General features: G+C 63.6%; 15 protein-coding genes. 4 read left to right on the top strand and 11 right to left on the bottom strand.

What is annotated here, in order from left to right:
- Positions 1 to 77: 77 nt before the first annotated feature.
- The 11 genes from ACSQ22_RS15670 to ACSQ22_RS15620 all read right to left on the bottom strand — a co-directional run bounded on the left by ACSQ22_RS15670 (position 78) and on the right by ACSQ22_RS15620 (position 12,480).
- Positions 78 to 1,151 carry a branched-chain amino acid ABC transporter permease gene (locus ACSQ22_RS15670; protein ID WP_436130842.1) on the bottom strand — a complete coding sequence of 358 codons (1,074 nt, stop codon included), beginning with the start codon at positions 1,149 to 1,151 and terminating at the stop codon, positions 78 to 80.
- 16 nt (positions 1,152 to 1,167) lie between these two features.
- Entirely contained in the window at positions 1,168 to 2,157 is a 990-nt protein-coding gene (locus ACSQ22_RS15665) for a branched-chain amino acid ABC transporter permease (protein ID WP_055400436.1), read from the bottom strand.
- Positions 2,158 to 2,272: 115 nt separating this feature from the next.
- Positions 2,273 to 3,016 (bottom strand): ABC transporter ATP-binding protein, encoded by a 744-nt coding sequence (locus ACSQ22_RS15660; protein ID WP_055400434.1) that lies wholly within the window; start codon positions 3,014 to 3,016, stop codon positions 2,273 to 2,275.
- Positions 3,013 to 3,786 carry an ABC transporter ATP-binding protein gene (locus ACSQ22_RS15655; protein ID WP_436130841.1) on the bottom strand — a complete coding sequence of 258 codons (774 nt, stop codon included), beginning with the start codon at positions 3,784 to 3,786 and terminating at the stop codon, positions 3,013 to 3,015. Before ACSQ22_RS15655 ends, ACSQ22_RS15660 begins: the two co-directional genes overlap by 4 nt.
- A gap of 64 nt (positions 3,787 to 3,850) precedes the next feature.
- The gene (locus ACSQ22_RS15650; RefSeq protein WP_436130840.1) at positions 3,851 to 5,326 is read right to left on the bottom strand and encodes an extracellular catalytic domain type 2 short-chain-length polyhydroxyalkanoate depolymerase; all 1,476 of its coding nucleotides are present in this window, start codon (positions 5,324 to 5,326) and stop codon (positions 3,851 to 3,853) included.
- Between the two features lie 175 nt (positions 5,327 to 5,501).
- Positions 5,502 to 6,695: a substrate-binding domain-containing protein gene (locus ACSQ22_RS15645; RefSeq protein WP_121419552.1), complete on the bottom strand. Its 1,194-nt coding sequence runs from the start codon at positions 6,693 to 6,695 to the stop codon at positions 5,502 to 5,504.
- A gap of 151 nt (positions 6,696 to 6,846) precedes the next feature.
- The gene (locus tag ACSQ22_RS15640) at positions 6,847 to 8,355 is read right to left on the bottom strand and encodes a sigma-54 interaction domain-containing protein (RefSeq protein WP_436130983.1); all 1,509 of its coding nucleotides are present in this window, start codon (positions 8,353 to 8,355) and stop codon (positions 6,847 to 6,849) included.
- Between the two features lie 129 nt (positions 8,356 to 8,484).
- Positions 8,485 to 9,165 carry a DUF2325 domain-containing protein gene (locus ACSQ22_RS15635; protein WP_436130839.1) on the bottom strand — a complete coding sequence of 227 codons (681 nt, stop codon included), beginning with the start codon at positions 9,163 to 9,165 and terminating at the stop codon, positions 8,485 to 8,487.
- 226 nt (positions 9,166 to 9,391) lie between these two features.
- Positions 9,392 to 10,897 (bottom strand): tripartite tricarboxylate transporter permease, encoded by a 1,506-nt coding sequence (locus tag ACSQ22_RS15630; protein ID WP_055400425.1) that lies wholly within the window; start codon positions 10,895 to 10,897, stop codon positions 9,392 to 9,394.
- Positions 10,898 to 10,909: 12 nt separating this feature from the next.
- Complete coding sequence (locus ACSQ22_RS15625; RefSeq protein WP_055400468.1) at positions 10,910 to 11,428, bottom strand: tripartite tricarboxylate transporter TctB family protein; 519 nt, start codon at positions 11,426 to 11,428, stop codon at positions 10,910 to 10,912.
- A 92-nt stretch (positions 11,429 to 11,520) separates the two neighbouring features.
- Complete coding sequence (locus tag ACSQ22_RS15620; protein ID WP_055400423.1) at positions 11,521 to 12,480, bottom strand: Bug family tripartite tricarboxylate transporter substrate binding protein; 960 nt, start codon at positions 12,478 to 12,480, stop codon at positions 11,521 to 11,523.
- A gap of 125 nt (positions 12,481 to 12,605) precedes the next feature.
- On the opposite strand from ACSQ22_RS15620, the gene ACSQ22_RS15615 reads away from it, so the two are divergent.
- The 4 genes from ACSQ22_RS15615 to ACSQ22_RS15600 all read left to right on the top strand — a co-directional run.
- Positions 12,606 to 13,289, top strand: coding sequence for a response regulator transcription factor (locus ACSQ22_RS15615; RefSeq protein WP_055400466.1), 684 nt, complete (start codon positions 12,606 to 12,608; stop codon positions 13,287 to 13,289).
- Positions 13,286 to 14,752 (top strand): sensor histidine kinase, encoded by a 1,467-nt coding sequence (locus ACSQ22_RS15610; RefSeq protein WP_436130838.1) that lies wholly within the window; start codon positions 13,286 to 13,288, stop codon positions 14,750 to 14,752. Before ACSQ22_RS15615 ends, ACSQ22_RS15610 begins: the two co-directional genes overlap by 4 nt.
- Entirely contained in the window at positions 14,749 to 15,180 is a 432-nt protein-coding gene (locus ACSQ22_RS15605; RefSeq protein WP_055400419.1) for an RNA-binding S4 domain-containing protein, read from the top strand. Before ACSQ22_RS15610 ends, ACSQ22_RS15605 begins: the two co-directional genes overlap by 4 nt.
- A gap of 813 nt (positions 15,181 to 15,993) precedes the next feature.
- Positions 15,994 to 16,619 (top strand): hypothetical protein (locus tag ACSQ22_RS15600; RefSeq protein ID WP_436130837.1); only part of this gene is annotated, 626 nt, incomplete at its 3' end.

Below are 16,619 nucleotides of genomic sequence, written 5' to 3'. Positions count from 1 at the left end.
GAGTTTTTCTTTGCTTCTTGTTGCACAGCTCATCCACACACCCTGGCCACGCCGATCACCCGGCGCGGCCGGGGCATTCACCCCGCCTTGCGCGCAGCTGCCGCGCGCAGGCGCCCCACCACACCGGTGGGGAAGTAATAGACCGAAAGGACGAAGAGCACGCCCAGCCACAGCAACCAGCGGTCGGGCGAGAGCAGTGCCGACAGCCAGGGCAGGCCCGCCGTGGCCTCATGGCCCAGGCGCAGCAGATCCTGCAGGTAGCTTTGCGCCACCAGGAACAGCACGGCGCCGATGGCCGAACCGTAGATCGTGCCCATGCCGCCGATCACCACGATGAGCAGGCAGTCCATCATGATTTCGAAGCTCAGGGACGTGTCTGGCCCGTTGTAGCGCAGCCAGAGCGCGAGCATGGCGCCTGCCATGGTGGCAAACAGCGCCGACAGCACGCTGGACGTAGTGCGGTACACCACCACGCGGTAGCCAATGGCTTCGGCGCGGAACTCGTTCTCGCGGATGGCCTGCAGAACGCGGCCGAACGGTGAATTGACGATGCGCAGCAGGGCCAGCACCAGCGCCACCGCGGTGACGAACAGAAGGTAGTAGCAGATCAGGCGCCCATCGATGGTCACGCCCAGAAAGGGCTCTTCGAAGGGCTCGAAACTGGGCGACAGGAATTCGGGCACCTTGAAGGTCAGACCGTCTTCACCGCCGGTGATGTCGGACAGCTGCGAGGCCAGCGTCTGGAACGCAGCGGCCACCGCCAGCGTGATCATGGCAAAGAAGATGGCGCGCACGCGCAGCGAGAACAGCCCCACCGCCAGCGACAGCAGCAGGGACAGCAGCAGCGCGCCACCAATGCCCACGCCCAGCGCCGTCCAGGTGGGGCCCAGGCGCGTGGTGGCCACTGCGATGCCATAGGCCCCGATGCCAAAGAACATGGTGTGCGCAAAGCTCACGATGCCGGTGTAGCCCAGCAGCAGGTCAAAACTGGCGACCAGCACCACAAAGATCAGCACCTTGGCCGCCACCGACAGCGCCTTGACGCCCGGGAACAGGAACGGGGCAAACGCCAGCCCGATGAGGATAGCCACCAGGATCACCGCCAGCACCTTGCTGCGCGGGTAGTCGCCAGAGAGAAGTCGGTTCAACATTTCTAGAAACTCCTCATCAGCGGTTGGCAACTGGATAGACACCCTGGGGACGCCAGAGCAAGATGGCCACCATCAACGCGATGTTGGAGAACAGCGCCACCTTGGGCACCAGAAAGCCGGTGTAGTTCGCCATCAGCCCCACCAGCAGCGCGCCGATGAGCGCGCCACCCGTGCTGCCGAGGCCTCCGATGATGATCACGATGAAGATCAGCACATTGACCTGTGCGCCCATCTGCGGGATCACGTTCTGCTGGTAAAGCCCCCACATCACGCCGCCCAGGCCCGCCAGGGCCGAGCCCACCACGAACACGCCCACGAACAGGCGGCGGATGCGGTAGCCCAGGCTCTCCACCATCTCGCGGTCTTGCACGCCAGCGCGGATGAGCAGGCCGACCTTGGTGCGCGACAGCGTCCAGGCCAGTACGCCGAAGACCACCAGGCCCACCGCCACGGCGATCAGGCGGTATTTTTCGATGGCGGCGTCGCCCACCAGCAGCGAACCGCGCATGGCTTCGGGCAGCGGCAGCGGGATCTGCGCGGGGCCCCAGATGACCTTGATGAGTTCTTCACCAATGATCATGCCGCCCATGGTGATGAGGATCTGCTTCAAATGCTGGCCGTACACGGGCCGCACGATGAAGCGCTCGAACGCCAGGCCCACCGCCCCGGCGACGGCCATGGCCACGAGCATGGCGGGCAGCACGGCCATCAGGTTGCGCCACAGGTCAGCGCTTTGGGTGTAGTCGCCCATGGCGCCCAGCACGCTGGTGGCCACGAAGGCGCCCAAGGCGATGAACACGCCGTGGCCGAAGTTGAGCACGTCCATCAGGCCGAACACCAGCGTGAGGCCCGAGGCGATGATGAAGATGATCATGCCCATCGCCAGGCCCGCCACGGTGAGCGTGAGCCAGGTGCTGGGTGAGCCGATGAAGGGCAGCACCAGCAGCGCGAGCGCGGGTACCAGGGCCAGGGGCTTCCAGTCGAAGTCACGGGTGATGGCGCTCATACGCGGCCTCCTTGCATGGCAGGCGGCATCTGCGCATTTGCTACATTTTTAATAGCTGCTATCGCTTTACCATCAAGCGCTAGCAGCCCAAAAGGCTTGAAATCTGGTGCAAAACTCATAGTGCCAACCCCAGCAGCGAGCGCTGCAGTGCTTCGTCTTCGGCCAGCGCAGCCATGCTGCCTGCATGCACCACCTGGCCGTTGTCCATCACGGCCACGGTGTCGCCGAGCCGCTTGGCAAAGTTGATGTTCTGCTCGACCAGCAGGATGGTCACGCCGCTCTTTTTGAGCTGGTCGAACGCCTCGATCATGTTGTTGATGATGGCGGGCGCCAGGCCTTTGCTGGGCTCATCCACGATGAGCAGGTCGCGCGGCTCGACGATGGCGCGGCTCACGGCCACCATCTGCTTTTGCCCGCCGCTGAGCTTGCCGGCCGGGTGGTTCCAGAACTTCTCCACGGCGGGGAAGAGCTTGAAGATCCACTGCAGCCGCGCCTCGTCCATCTGCGCGGCATTGCGCGCGCTGCGGGCGGCAAGCAGCATGTTTTCCTTCACCGTGAGGTCGGCGAAGATGCCCATGTTCTCGGGCACGTAGGCGATGTTCATGCCCGCGATCTGCGGGGTGTTCAGCGCCGTGATGTCTTTGCCTGCAAAGTGGACCGAGCCTTTGGACGCATGCCACAGGCCCATGATGGTGCGCAGCGTGGTCGTCTTGCCCGCGCCGTTGCGGCCCAGCAGCATGGTGAGCTGGCCCTTGGGCACGGCCAGATCCACGCCGTGCAGGATGTGGTACGCGCCGATGTGCGTGTGCACGCCCTGGAGTTCGAGCAGATTGCCCGTGTTGTTGGTGGTGGTGGTCATGCGGCGGCCTCCTTGGTTACACCGAGGTAGGCTTCCTGCACCACGGGCGATGCGATCACCTCGGCCGGTGGGCCGTCGGCCACCAGCGTGCCGTTGGTCAGCACGATGATGCGGTCGGCCAGCTCGCGCACCACGTCCATCTTGTGCTCCACCAGCAGGATGATCTTGGTCTTGTCCTTCTTCAGATCACGGATCAGGTTCAGGATCACGGGCGCTTCGTCGTGGCTCATGCCGGCCGTGGGTTCGTCGAACATGTAGACCTGCGGCTCCAGCGCCATGAGCAGCGCCACTTCGAGCTTGCGCTGGTCGCCATGCGGCAGGCTGGCCACGGGCGTGTCGCGACGCTCGTACATGGCCACCGTCTGCAGGATGGATTCAGCCCGCTCGGTCAGCGCATGGTGGTCGCTCCAGATGCTCCACAGGTTCAGGCCCCGGCGGTGCTTGCCCTCATGCGTGGCCTGCACGGCCAGGCGCACGTTCTCGAGCACGCTGAGGTTGGGGAACAGGTTGGTGAGCTGGAACGCCCGGCCCAGGCCCGCATGCGTGCGCGCCGAGACGGACTGGCCGGTCAGGTCCTGCCCGCCCAGCGTGACGCTGCCGCTGGTGGCCTTGAGTTGCCCCGAGATGAGGTTGAAGTACGTGGTCTTGCCCGCGCCATTGGGGCCCACGATGGCGGTCAGCGTGCCGGGCTCGAAAGAGCAGGTCACGGCATTGACCGCCACGTGGCCGCCAAAGCGGATGGTCAAGTCCTTGGTGGCCAAGGTGCTCATGGGTGGTGGGTCACTTTCACGGTAGTCATCGTTGGTCGAAGGGGCGGCCGCCCCCTTTTTCACGTCAAGGGCAAGTTCCGATGACGTAGTAGTTGGGGCTGGTTTGTTTCAGCGTGTTGTTCACAAAGATGTTCCACAGCCCCATGCTCTGGTTGGAACCCAGCGCGAAGGTGTAGCCGCCATACACGTAGGCACGGCCCGCCATGGTGTGGGCGTAGTTGCTGGCCGTGGTGCAGGTGCCCGTGCCGCCGCCCGATGCGGCCAGCGTGGTGCCGGATGCAGCGGCGGACACGGCGCCCTCGGCGCCGTTGCCATCAGCGGCACGCACCGTCCAGCTGTAGGTGGTGGATGCGGCCAGGCCGGTGTCGGTGAAGTTCGTGGCAGTCACGGGCAGCGCATTGGTCTTGTTGCCATTGCGGTACACGTTGTAGCTGGCCGCTCCGCTCACGGCGTTCCAGCCAATCGCCATGCTGCTGGCCGTGGCGCCCGAGGTGCTCACGCCCGTGGGGGCTGGCAGGTCCACCGGCGGGTTGGTGGTTCCGCCGCTTCCCACGCGGTCCACCATGGCCTTGATGGCAGCCATCTGCGGGCCGGACTTCTTGGAATAGTTGGCGCTGTCATAGCCCCACCAGTCCCAGCAGCTGTTGGTGGCGGCCAGGCTGGTCTGCGGGTACAGCATCACGATGTTGTTACTGTCGGCCCAGCGGTTGTAGCCCGTGTTGCGCACGTACTGCTGCTGCACGTCGTTTACGTTCTGCTTGCAGCCATGCAGCACCACATGCAGCTTGCAGGTGGCCGTGCCACCCGCCTGGCAGGCCTGGGGCACATAGGCCCAGCCCGTGGTGGCCATGCCGTGGTTGGAGATGAATTCGCTCTGGTTGAACTCAATGAAATTGCCGCTGGGCAGCGTGGCGTTGTTGCGTGCGTTCAGCGTGCCGTACAGGTGCTGCAGCATGGCGCTTGCCAGGTCGAAGTTGCAGTCGCTGATGTAGGGAGTACCCTTGGTGGAGCAGCCGTTGCCATAGTCGTCCGTCACCATCGCGTGCTCTGATGCGATGTCCTTCTTGTAGACCACGTTGGCCGCTGGCACGAAGCTGTTGTAGTAGGTGCGCAGCGCATCCATCACCCCCGTCTTGACCACGCTGTCGAGCGTGCCCGAGAACAGGTAGACCTTGGAGTTCTGCAGGTTGGCCACGGGGTCGATCACGCCCTGGCCGGCCCAGGTGTTGGTGGTGTTCACCAGCGTGCTGGTGGGAATACCCGTGGGGCTGGCCATGCAGCGCCCCGTGGCATTGACGACTGAGGCCTCAGCGCAATAGAACGGGCCGCCCGCCACCACCCCCACGCCTTTGGCAAACGTGGCCGAGTACGCCACATGCAGCTGCACGGCCATGAAGCCGCCCGAGGACAGGCCGGAAACGGTGGTCTGCGTCTTGTCGATCTTGAGGGCGGGGAGGTTGACGGCAGCGTGAACACTGGCCACGCCACAGAGTGCAATCGCAGCCCCTGCTGCTGCCGCCCGGATGAAATTGAAAGCCATGTTGTCTTGTCTCCAAATAATTTTGAGAAAGTCTGACCCAGCCCCCGTGTCAACCCGGGAGTTCATGCATCAATTCACTGGAAAAAGAGGGGCGGCCGCCCCTGCGGGATGAACCCCGACGAAGCAGGATGGTTGTCCTACCCGTCGGGCCTCGCTAACGCATCGAAAAGACGGCCTATCGCTTGTTGCGAATCGGCACGTTCATTTCTTCAGGCTTGATCTCGCGCACCAGTTCGGGCACGCCCCAGGCAAAGGCCGGGTCCACCTTGATCTTGAAGTGGTACATGCTCTGCATGGCCTGGTGGTCTTCCTTGCGGAAAGTCATCTTGCCCTTGGGGGTGTCAAAGCTCATGCCCTCCATGGTCTTGATGAGCTTGTTGGTGTTGGTGTCGCCACCCGTGGCCTTGAGCGCCGTGACCAGCGCCATGGCCGAGCTGAAACCACCGGCGGTGAAGAAGTCTGGCGGAGTCTTGAACTCCTTGTAGTGCGCAGCCACCAGGGCTTCGTTCACGGGGTTCTTGGGGATGCCGAAGTAGTAGTACGTGGCGCCTTCCATGCCGGGGAAGTTCTTGTACGCGGCCATGGCGGGCAGGATGTTGCCGCCCGTGGAGATCTCGATGCCATAGCGCTTCAAGTCCATGTCGGCGATCTTGAAGGGGTTGCCTGCGCCGGCCCAGACCACCCAGATGATCTTGCGGCCGGGCTGGTCCTTGAGCTTGTCGATCAGGCGCTGGGCACCGGCGGTGAAGTCGGTGGTGGCAGCGGGCAGGTATTCCTCATGGGCGAGCTTGGCCTTCTTGACCGAGTCCTTGAAGGCTTTCACGCCATCGCGGCCAAACGCGTTGTCTTGCGCGAGGGTGGCAATGGTCACGCCTTCCTTGTCCACCGCCACGGCGTTGGAGATGGCATCCTGGCTGCTGTTGCGGCCCGTGCGGAAGATGTACTTGTTCCACTTGTCGCCGGTGATCGAGTCGGCCACGGCGGGCTCGACCAGCAGGATCTTTTTGTATTCCTCGGCCACCGGCAGCATGGCCAGGGCCACGCCCGATGCGGTGGGGCCGACGGCGATGTCAGCCTTGTCGTCAGAGTACGCGGTGGCCAGCAGGCTCTTGCCCAGGTCGGGCTTGCCCTGGTCGTCTTTCTCGATCACCACCAGCTTCTTGCCATTGACCGTCATGCTGCCGCCGGTGGCGTAGTTCAGCCCCATCATCAGGCCAGTCTGGGTCTGCTTGCCGTAGGCCTCCAGAGGGCCGGTCTTGCTGTACACGTGGGCAATGCGGATTTCGCCGGTCTGTGCGAATGCGGGGGCGGAAAGTGTGGCGGCGGTAACGGCTGCGGAAGCGAGGGCGACCAGAGTGCGACGGTGCATGGCGATGTCTCCTGTTGTGATGCTTCTTTATTGCACAGTCTGTGCCAGCAGCCAAGTGCTTGATTTCAAAGAAACTTTTCCTCACACACTGGAGGCGATGCCTGAATTCAATACACAATAAATGTCTAAATTTCAGACAATTGCCTGAAATTTATTCAGGGTTTTCCAGACGTCCATAGAGCGTGGCGCGTGAGATACCGAGCTGCCGCGCCGTGGCCAGCTTGTTGCCGCCATGGGCCTTCATGGCGGCATGGATGGCCCGCTGCTCCAGCTCGGCCACCTGTTCGGCCAGGGGCCGCAGGTAGCGCGACTCGTCCTCGACCTCGACCACCACGGCGGTGGTGTCCTGCACCGGCGCGGCGGGCTCCACGCCCGCTTCGCGCAGGATGCGTTCGAGCTGCGCCGCGTCGATGGACTGGCCCTCGCTGCGCATCACGGCCTGCTCCAGCACGTTGCGCAGCTCGCGGATGTTGCCGCGCCAGGGCTGGCCAGCGAGCAGGGCCATGGCTTCGGGCAGCAGCTCAGGTGGCGGCGTGCCGTTGCGCAGCGCCAGGTCATCGCCCAGGGCCTCCACCAGCGCGGGGATATCACTACGCCGCGCGCGCAGCGGCGGCACGCGCACCGGCAGCACGTGCAGGCGGTAAAACAAGTCTTCGCGGAACTTGCCTTCACGCACCAGGCCAGCCAGATCGCGCGAGGTGGCGGCCAGGATGCGTACGTTGAAGGGCACGAGCTTGTTGCTGCCCAGCGGCTCAATCTCCCCTTCCTGCAGCGCGCGCAGCAGCTTGGCCTGCAGGCTTTGGGGCATATCGCCGATTTCGTCGAGGAACAGCGTGCCGCCATCGGCCAGCTTGAACTTGCCATCGCGCCCCTTGGCCGACGCGCCGGTGTAGGCGCCGGGCGCCACGCCAAAGAACTCTGCCTCCAGCAGCGTGTCGGGCACGGCAGCGATGTTGACGCTGACAAACGGGCCGCTTGCACGGCTGGATGCAGCGTGGATGGCGTGGGCCAGCAGCTCTTTGCCGGTGCCTGTCTCGCCCAGCAGCAGCACCGGGCTGGTGGACTGCGCTGCACGGCGTGCCTGGCGCTTGACCTCAGCCGCAGCGGGACTCGACCCGATGAAGCTGGCAAAGGTGTATTTGGACCGCCGCTCGCCGTCACCCGCCACCGTCAGGCTGCGCCGCCGCTGGCTGGCCAACTCGCGCCGTGCATCGTCCAGATCGCGCTGCAGCAGGGCAAACTTGCTGATCAGCGGCTGCAGCGTGGTCTCGGGGTGGTCGAACAGCACGATGCCGATGGCGCCGATCACGCGGTCCGCATCGTCGCGCAGCGGGATGCGGCTGACCACGAAGGTGCCAGCCTTGTTGGTGAGCAGGTCGATCAGCACGGGCTGGCCGGTCTCCAGCACGCGGCGCATCTGGGTGTTGGGGATGACCTCCTCCACCGTGCGGCCGACAAACTGGTCCACCGAAGAGAACCCAAGGTCGGGCAGAAAACGCTGGTAGCCCTCATTCACCCACACGATGCGGCCACTGCGGTCCACCAGGAACATGCCCTGGCTGACGCTGGAAAACAGCTGAAACATGGAGCGCGCCGCCAGTTCCAGGATGCCCTGGGCATCCAGCGGCAGTGCGGGGGCGTCATCGGTGAGCAAAGGCATCTGCGGATGGTAGCGCGGCGGGGTGGGCCGAAGAACAGTCACGCCGCTGTCACCGCGCAGCTGCCGCGCATTTACCTGCAAATCCAGATGCTACTATTTTTATAGCTATGAGCACAATATCATCAAGCGCTAGAGGCTATTTTTATCCAGAACCACATACCCGTCGGTCGCCTGTGCATTGCCCACCGGGCGCTGCGCGCGCGTCATGCGCAGAACCACCATGGGCTGAACGGCGGCCAGCGCCTCGGCCTCGCGCACGGCCAGGGGTTGGTCCACCAGGATGCAGGGCTTGCCCGTGCGGCGGCAGTGGTCCTGCACGCGCCAGTACTCGTCATGGCTGATGCAGCCCGTCTGGCAGATCACCAGGTCGGCAGCGGCCAGATTGGCGTCCAGGGTGCCGTCCGGCGCGGCATCGGGCTCGGCGCAGCCTTTGCCCTTGGCCGCAGAAGGATGGCCTGCCACGCCCAGACTACCTTCGGGCTGCACGGGCTGGGCGGGCGCCTCGGCCGCCAGCCGCCAGCGCAGGCATTCGCGCGACAGACTGGCAATGCGCTCGGCCAGCATGCTGATGTGGCGGGCCATCGCCTTGCGGCGCGGCAGGCTGGGGTGGGCCGCTTTCCACTGCACCAGCGCATCCTGCGCCATGGCCAGGCGCGTGTCCCGCACGATCACCTCGGCACGCAGCCGCAGCACCTGGGCCTGGAGGGCCTCGATCTGCGCCGCCTGGGCTGCCACCGTGGCACTGCAGCGCTTTTGCACATCGCCCAAGTGGCGGCAAAGTGCCAGAAACTCCTGCGGAAGTGAATGCATGCGCCACCTTTGCAAATAAGAACTATTCGCATTTTATGATACGATCCACGGCTTGTGAGCACGCAAGTCACCTTGGTGGGGAGGGCACCGGGGGCGTCCAGCCCCCGGTGTCTGGCTTGCGCAGATGCTGAAAAAACATTCGTGCCAACGGGTGCCCCAAGAAACAAAAAACCGCGCCATTGCAGCGCGGTTTTTTTTTGGGTGAAGGGCGCGCGCTGCGCGCCGGTCAGGTCTGCACCAATGCCAGCTTGCGCGCCGCCCAGCGCCGCAGCAGGCGCGGCACGATCAGCACGGCCAGCACGATGACGATCAGGGTCAGCGAGCCTGGACGCTCCACGAAGATGCTCCACTTGCCTTCGCCAATGGCCACGGCATTGCGCATCTGGGCTTCCGCCAAGGGGCCCAGGATCATGCCCACCACCACCGGCGCAGCCGGGAAGTCAAAGCGGCGCATCACCACGCCCAGTAGGCCAATCGCATACAGCAGCACCAGGTCGAACGCGCTTTGGCGCATGCCATACACACCGAGCGTGGAGAACACCAGAATGCCCGCGTACAGGTACGACTTGGGAATGTTCAGCAGCTTGACCCACAGGCCCACCAAAGGCAGGTTCAGGATGAGCAGCATCACGTTGCCGATGTACATCGACGCGATCAGCGCCCACACCAGCGCACCGTTGGTGTCAAACAACTGGGGGCCGGGCTGGATGCCGTAGTTCTGGAACGCGCCAAGCAGGATGGCCGTGGTATTCGATGTGGGAATGCCCAGCGTGAGCAGCGGGATCAGCGTGGCTGTGATGGCCGCGTTGTTGGCGGCTTCGGGGCCGGCCACACCTTCGATGGCACCGGTGGTGCCGAACTCTTCGGGGTTCTTGCTCAGCTTCTTTTCAGCGGCATAGCTCAGGAAGGTCGGAATCTCGCTACCGCCGGCGGGCACGGTGCCAAACGGAAAACCGATGAACGTGGCGCGAATCCACGCAGGCCAGGAGCGCTTCCACTCCTCCTTGGTCATGTGCGTGCTGGTCAGGCGGTTCTGCGTTTCGTCGGTGCGGCCTTCGTACATCACGTTGTACAGGGCTTCGCCCACGGCAAACAGGCCCACGGCGATCAGCACGACCTCGATGCCGTCCATCAGCTCTGGCACACCGCCGGTGTAGCGGGCTTGCCCGGTGAGCTGGTCGATACCAATGAGGCCCATGGCCAGGCCAACGAACAGCGCGACCATGCCACGCAGCGTGCTCTTGCCCAGCACCGCGCTCACGGTGGTGAAGGCCAGCACCATCAGCATGAAGTATTCGGGCGGACCAAGGCGCACAGCGTATTCCGCGACCAGGGGCGCAAAGAACGTGACCAGGATGGTGGCAATGGTGCCCGCCACAAACGAGCCAATGGCAGCGGTGGCCAGCGCCGCACCGGCGCGGCCGCTTTTGGCCATCTTGTTGCCCTCCATGGCCGTGACCATGGACCCGGCCTCACCGGGCGTATTGAGCAAAATGGACGTGGTGGAGCCACCGTACATGGCGCCGTAGTAGATGCCCGCAAAGAAGATCATGGAGGCCGTGGCCTCGACCTTGACGGTGATGGGCAGCAGCATGGCCACCGCCACGGCCGGGCCAATGCCGGGCAACACGCCCACAGCGGTGCCGATGATGCAGCCCACAAAGGCCCACATCAGGTTGATGGGTGTTGCAGCGGTCGCAAAACCCTGCATCAAAAGGTTTAAGGTATCCATAACATGCAGGCTTTACAGCCACCCCGTATTGGTCAGGCCGGGCAGGTTGATGGCCAGCAATTGCGTAAACATCCAGAACACAGGCGCAGACACGGCCACACCGATGGCGGAGTCTTTGATCCAGGCCTGCAGGCGCAGGTCCAACTCGCCTTCCGAACTCCTGAAGCCCCGCACCGACAGCACAAAGCACAGTGCGCAACTCAGGATGAAGCCCAGCGTGGTGATGAGCAAGGCATTGAGCAGCAGCCCGGCCGACACCCAGATGAAGCCCTTCCAGTGGGCGTGCGTGTCGCCGGAACCTTCTTCCAGGTCGCGAAACCCGCCTGTCAGCGCGTGCACCACGCAAAGCACACCACAAATCAGGATGGCAATGCTGACCACCCAGGGAAAGAAATTGGGGCCTACACCGCCATAGCCAGCCTCAGAGCTGACCGAACTGGCCCCCCAGGCCAGGCACAGCGCCAGCACCACCAGCCCCGCACCGATCAGGGTCTGCAAAGGCTTGGAGCGCGATGAATGTTGTTGTGTCATGTTTTTCTTTCGCACCGAGCGGTCGGCGGCATGGCCGCACACCCCTGTCAGGGGCGCGCAGCCAGCGCCTTGACCTGCTTGCTTGTCTCAGATCAGATCATTCCAGACTTGGCCATCGTGGCGCGCATGCTGGCGAACTCGGCGTCCACAAAGTTGGCAAACTCGTCACCCGCCATCCATGCAGGGGTCCAGCCGTTCTTCTCCATGGCATCCTGCCAGGCCTTGTGCTTGAAGGTCTTGGACAGGGCGTCGATCAGTGCCTTGCGCTGCTCGGCCGTGATGCCGGGCGCGCCATACACGCCACGCCAGTTGCCGATTTCCACGTTGATGCCCTGCTCCTTGAGCGTGGCCACGTTCACGCCCTTAAGGCGCGAGCCCGAGGTGACACCCACCGCACGCATCTTGCCCGCAGAGATGTACTCGGCAAACTCGCTGTAGCCGCTGCCGCCCACGGTGACGTTGCCGCCCAGGATGGCGGCGGTGGCCTCACCACCCCCACGGAACGCCACGTAGTTGATCTTGGCGGGGTCCACGCCCACTTCGCGCGCAATCATGGCTGCCGCAATGTGCTCGGTAGAGCCGCGCGAACCACCGCCCCACTTCACGCTGCCGGGGTCCTTCTTGAGTTGGTCCACCACATCCTTCATGGTCTTGAAAGGCGAGTTGGCGGGCAGCACGAACACGTTGTATTCGCTGGTCAGGCGCGCCAGGGGCGTGACCTTGTCCAGGCCGACCGGCGGCTTGCCGGTGATGATGCCGCCCAGCATCACGGCGCCCATCACCATCATCGCGTTGGGATCGCCCTTGCTGGCATTGACGAACTGGGCCAGACCGATCGCACCGGCGGCGCCACCCTTGTTGTCATAGGACACCGACGCCGCTGCGCCCGCATCCTGCATGGCCTTGCCCAGGGCACGGCCGGTGGAATCCCAGCCACCGCCGGGGTTGGCGGGAATCATCATCTTGAGGGCCGGAGCGCTCTGGGCCGACACAGGCAACACGCCTGCGGCGGCCATGGCAGCCAGTGATTTGAGGAAGGTATCGCGACGCATGGTGTCTCCTTGTAAGGTTTGCGAACCGCTCGATGATGCGCGCCCTGCCTGTCAAACGGCTGTCCATGAACTCAGGGAAAACACTCATGCGACCGGCCCGATGAGACGGTGCTATGGTGCCGCGCATGCAATTGCTTCTTGTTGAAGACGACCCCACCATGCAAGCCACGCTGCACCGCGCCCTGACACGCCGTGGCATGGAAGTCACCGCCGTGGGCGACGGCCGCGCGGCGCTCAGCCAGTGGGCCGCACGGCAGCCCGACGCGGTGATCCTGGACCTGACCCTGCCCGGGCTCGACGGCCTGCAGGTGCTGCAGCAGGCGCGCTCGCGCGGGCTGCGCACCCCCGTGCTCATCCTCACTGCGCGCGGCACTGTGGGCGACCGCGTTATGGGCCTGAACGCGGGTGCCGATGACTACCTGCCCAAACCCTTTGACCTGGACGAGCTGGAGGCGCGCCTGCGCGCCCTGGTGCGGCGCAGCGCAGATCCCACCGTGGCGCCGCTGGCGCCCAGCACCGTGCAGATCGGCGCCATCCGTTACGACAAGGACAGCGGCGCGCTCTACCTAAATGGCGAAGTGATGGAGCTGACACCGCGCGAACTGGCGCTGATGCATGCTCTGCTTGCCCAGCCCGGCCATGCCGTAACGAAGGAGCGGCTGTACGAACTGGTGTTCCCCGGCCAGCTGGATGTGCAGTACGAGGCCATTGAGGTCGTGGTGTACCGCCTGCGCAAGAAGCTGGCAGGCACAGGCCTCACGCTGATGACCCTGCGCGGGCTGGGCTACCTGCTGCGGGCCGACACATGAGCGCTGCAACGGACCCGGGCCGCCACCCTTCGTTGCGCAGGCGCCTGCTGCTGGGCATTCTGCTGCCCGTGGTGCTGTTCATCGGGTTCAACACCTACAGCCTCTACCAGCAGACACTGGCCTCGCTCAATACGGCCTATGACCGCACCCTGCTGGCATCGGCCAAAAGCATCAGCGAGCAACTCGATGTGCGGGGCTACGACGAAGCGGCAGAGTTGCGCGCCACGGTGCCCTACTCCGCGCTGGAAGCCTTTGAGGCGGACAACCAGAGCCAGATGTTCTACCGCGTGTCCACCCTGCAAGGCGACCTGGTTTCTGGATTTGCCGAACTGCCGGTATGGCGCGGCCAGATACCGGCCCGCCCGCCGTATGCGGCATTGGTGGATTTCTATGACGACCGCTTTCGGGAGCGCGATGTGCGCGTGGCCGTGCTGCTGCAGCCCGTGGCCAGCTCGGAAGGCCGCACCATGGCCGTGATCCAGGTGGCCGAAACGCTGGAGGTGCGCGAAACCCTGGCCTTGCAGATTCTGCGCAACACCCTGCTGCGCCAGGCCCTGCTCGTCGCCGTGATCGCGTTGACCGTGGTGCTGGTGGTGCAGCGGGCCATCCATCCTGTGCGGCAGCTGAGCCAACAGCTGCAAGGGCGCAGGGAGGGCGATCTGAGCCCCATCGCGGCCCCCTCCACCCCGCGCGAGCTGCAGCCGCTGATCGATGCCACCAACGAGGTCATGCAGCGGCTGCGGCACCTGCTGCGTCACCAGAAGCGCTTTGTGCGGGATGCCTCGCACCAACTGCGCACGCCGCTGGCAGTGCTCAAGACCCAGGTGCAATCCGCGCTGCGGGGCGATGTGGAGCCTCAGCAGGCCCTGCATGAAATCAGCGATACCGTGGACCGTGCAACGCAGCTGGCCAACCAGATGCTGGCACTGGCCAAGGTGGAGCAACTGCGCCAGCAAAGCACCCCACCAACCACACGGCTGGACGAAATGCTGCGTACCGTGGCGCTAGAAATCTCGCCCCTGATCGCCCAGCGCGACCTGGATTTCGGCATACACACCGAGCCCGCCCGGGTGCAGGCTCATGAGTGGATGCTGCGCGAGCTGAGCCGCAACCTGTTGCACAACGCCGTGCGCCACGCCCCACAGGGCAGTGAACTCACGGTGGATCTGCGCACCGACAGCCACCATGTGGCGCTGACCATCAGCGACCACGGCCCCGGCATCGACGACGAACTGGCGACACGCCTCTTTCAGCCCTTTTCGGCCGGCGACGTGCGCGCGGGCAGCGGCCTGGGCCTGGCGATCTGCCATGAGATCGTGCAAGCCCTCGGTGGCAGCATCGCCTTAACCAACCGCATGGTGGGCAGCAGACTGACAGGGCTGGACGCCGTGGTGCGCCTGCCACTGGCCGCGCCGTCGGCTGACATGGGCAACCCCACACACGCGGCACAATCCCCGGCATGAACACCCTGGAGACAATGCGGCTGGACAAGTGGCTCTGGTGCGCGCGCTTTTACAAAACCCGCAGCCTGGCCACCGAAGAAATCGGCAAAGGCCGCGTCACCGTCAATGGCCAACTGGCCAAACCCGCGCGGGACCTGCGCTGCGGCGATACCGTCGCGCTGCGCCAGGGGCCGGTTGCCCGTACGGTGCTGGTGATGGGCCTGAGCGGAGCGCGCGGCCCAGCACCTGTCGCCCAACAGCTGTACCAGGAAACGCCCGATAGCATCGCCACCCGCGAAAAGGCTGCGGAGTTGCGCCGCCTGGCACCAGAACCCGCCGCCACGCTGCACGAAGGCCGCCCTACCAAACGGGATCGGCGCGAGATCGACAAGGTGAGCAACAAGGGGGGCGATTGGGGCAGCCGCTGGAGCGCGTCCATCGACGAATGAGCGCAGCGTGGGCCTTGCGGATTCGCCGGGCGCGGCAGACAAGGCGCCAAGACGGATGCATCACAAGAAAAAAGCCCAAGTGAATGAATCACTTGGGCTTTATCTTGGCGGAAACGGAGAGACCCGAAGAACAAGAGGTGACTATGCCTAAAACCCAACTCCTTGTTCTTGTAGGCCATACCGTAGGCCAAAAATTACTTCCCCCGAAATCGAAACAAATGTATGTTGGATGTAAGTAGCAGTTGCTCTACTTAGCAATTTACATCGGAGATGATCATGGCCTGGTACAAGGATGGGAGTTTTTTGATCAAGTCGACAACCACTGGAGATCACTGGACGACGGAATATGGACCAGGCGATGAAGTCCCGGTATCTGGTATCTATAAATGCCTCGGGTGCAGAAAAGAAATCACATCAAACAAACCGGACCAGTTCCCCCCCCAGAACAGGCATCAACACACCGCCGCCCAGGGAGAAGTGAGTTGGAAGCTGATCGTGAGAACAGATACGGAAGGCAAAAACTAGCTCGACTTCCGCAATCAATTTTCGTTAAAACCCGACACTTCGGAGCTACACCATCCGTAGCACCAAGCCGCACCGGAATTGGATTTGGCATACCGCGGCACCTTCGACAAAATCGGCACGTTAAGCGGGCAGGCGCGGCGGGGTCTCGACGGCGCGCCGCAGGTCACCAAGAGGCTGCATAGCTACCCCGAGCTCATGGCTGCACTAGACGACGTCAGTGTGCTTGGACGTCAACCCGCCTCGGCGGATACATTCGCCCCGTCACGTCGCAACTGAAAAGGATGCCCTGTGTATGTATTTGAAGTAACAATCCCAGGCACGTGGCTTGACTATGAAGACAAGGACTGGGCATGGAGGGTTGAAGCTCTGCTCCAACACCTGCAATCGCACTTCCACGAAGCCAACGCTGCGCTGAATCTCTTCGAAACTATGCAGAGGCGGGCGTCGCCCACCTTTTCACGCGAGCAATGGAAGGTGGATGCGGATCGACATTCAGAAATTCGCAGGGCGGTAGAAGCCGAACTCGGGGAGCATGATTCATTCGATTCCTGGGATCGAATCTCTCATGAGTCCGAAGTAAGGTTCAAAAGGGAAAAATGGAGCAACGGTTCCGTCCCCCAGGAATTGGAAGCGAAGACCGAACTCATTGCGGGAAAGGCATTCATCTATGCGTTAGATGGATTTGACAAATTTCTGCGCGTGTTGGCGGCTGAGCCTGGCAGCCCCGTGGAGTTGAAAGAGTTAGCCGGCAGAGTTGACACAATGTTCCCGGACCTTCGCGGAGTCCGAAATACAACTCAGCACCTTGAAGACCGCTCACGCGGCCTAGGGGCCGGTCAAAAGCCTAAGCAAATGAAGCTGGAGCCAATCGAAAGTGATGCTATTAGCGCCCCGGAGGGTGGGACGCTCGTGCT

It is taken from the genome of Acidovorax sp. LjRoot38 (assembly GCF_964252975.1).
GTDB classification, from domain to species: Bacteria; Pseudomonadota; Gammaproteobacteria; order Burkholderiales; family Burkholderiaceae_C; genus Acidovorax; species Acidovorax facilis.
This window is presented reverse-complemented; position numbering and strand designations above follow the sequence as displayed.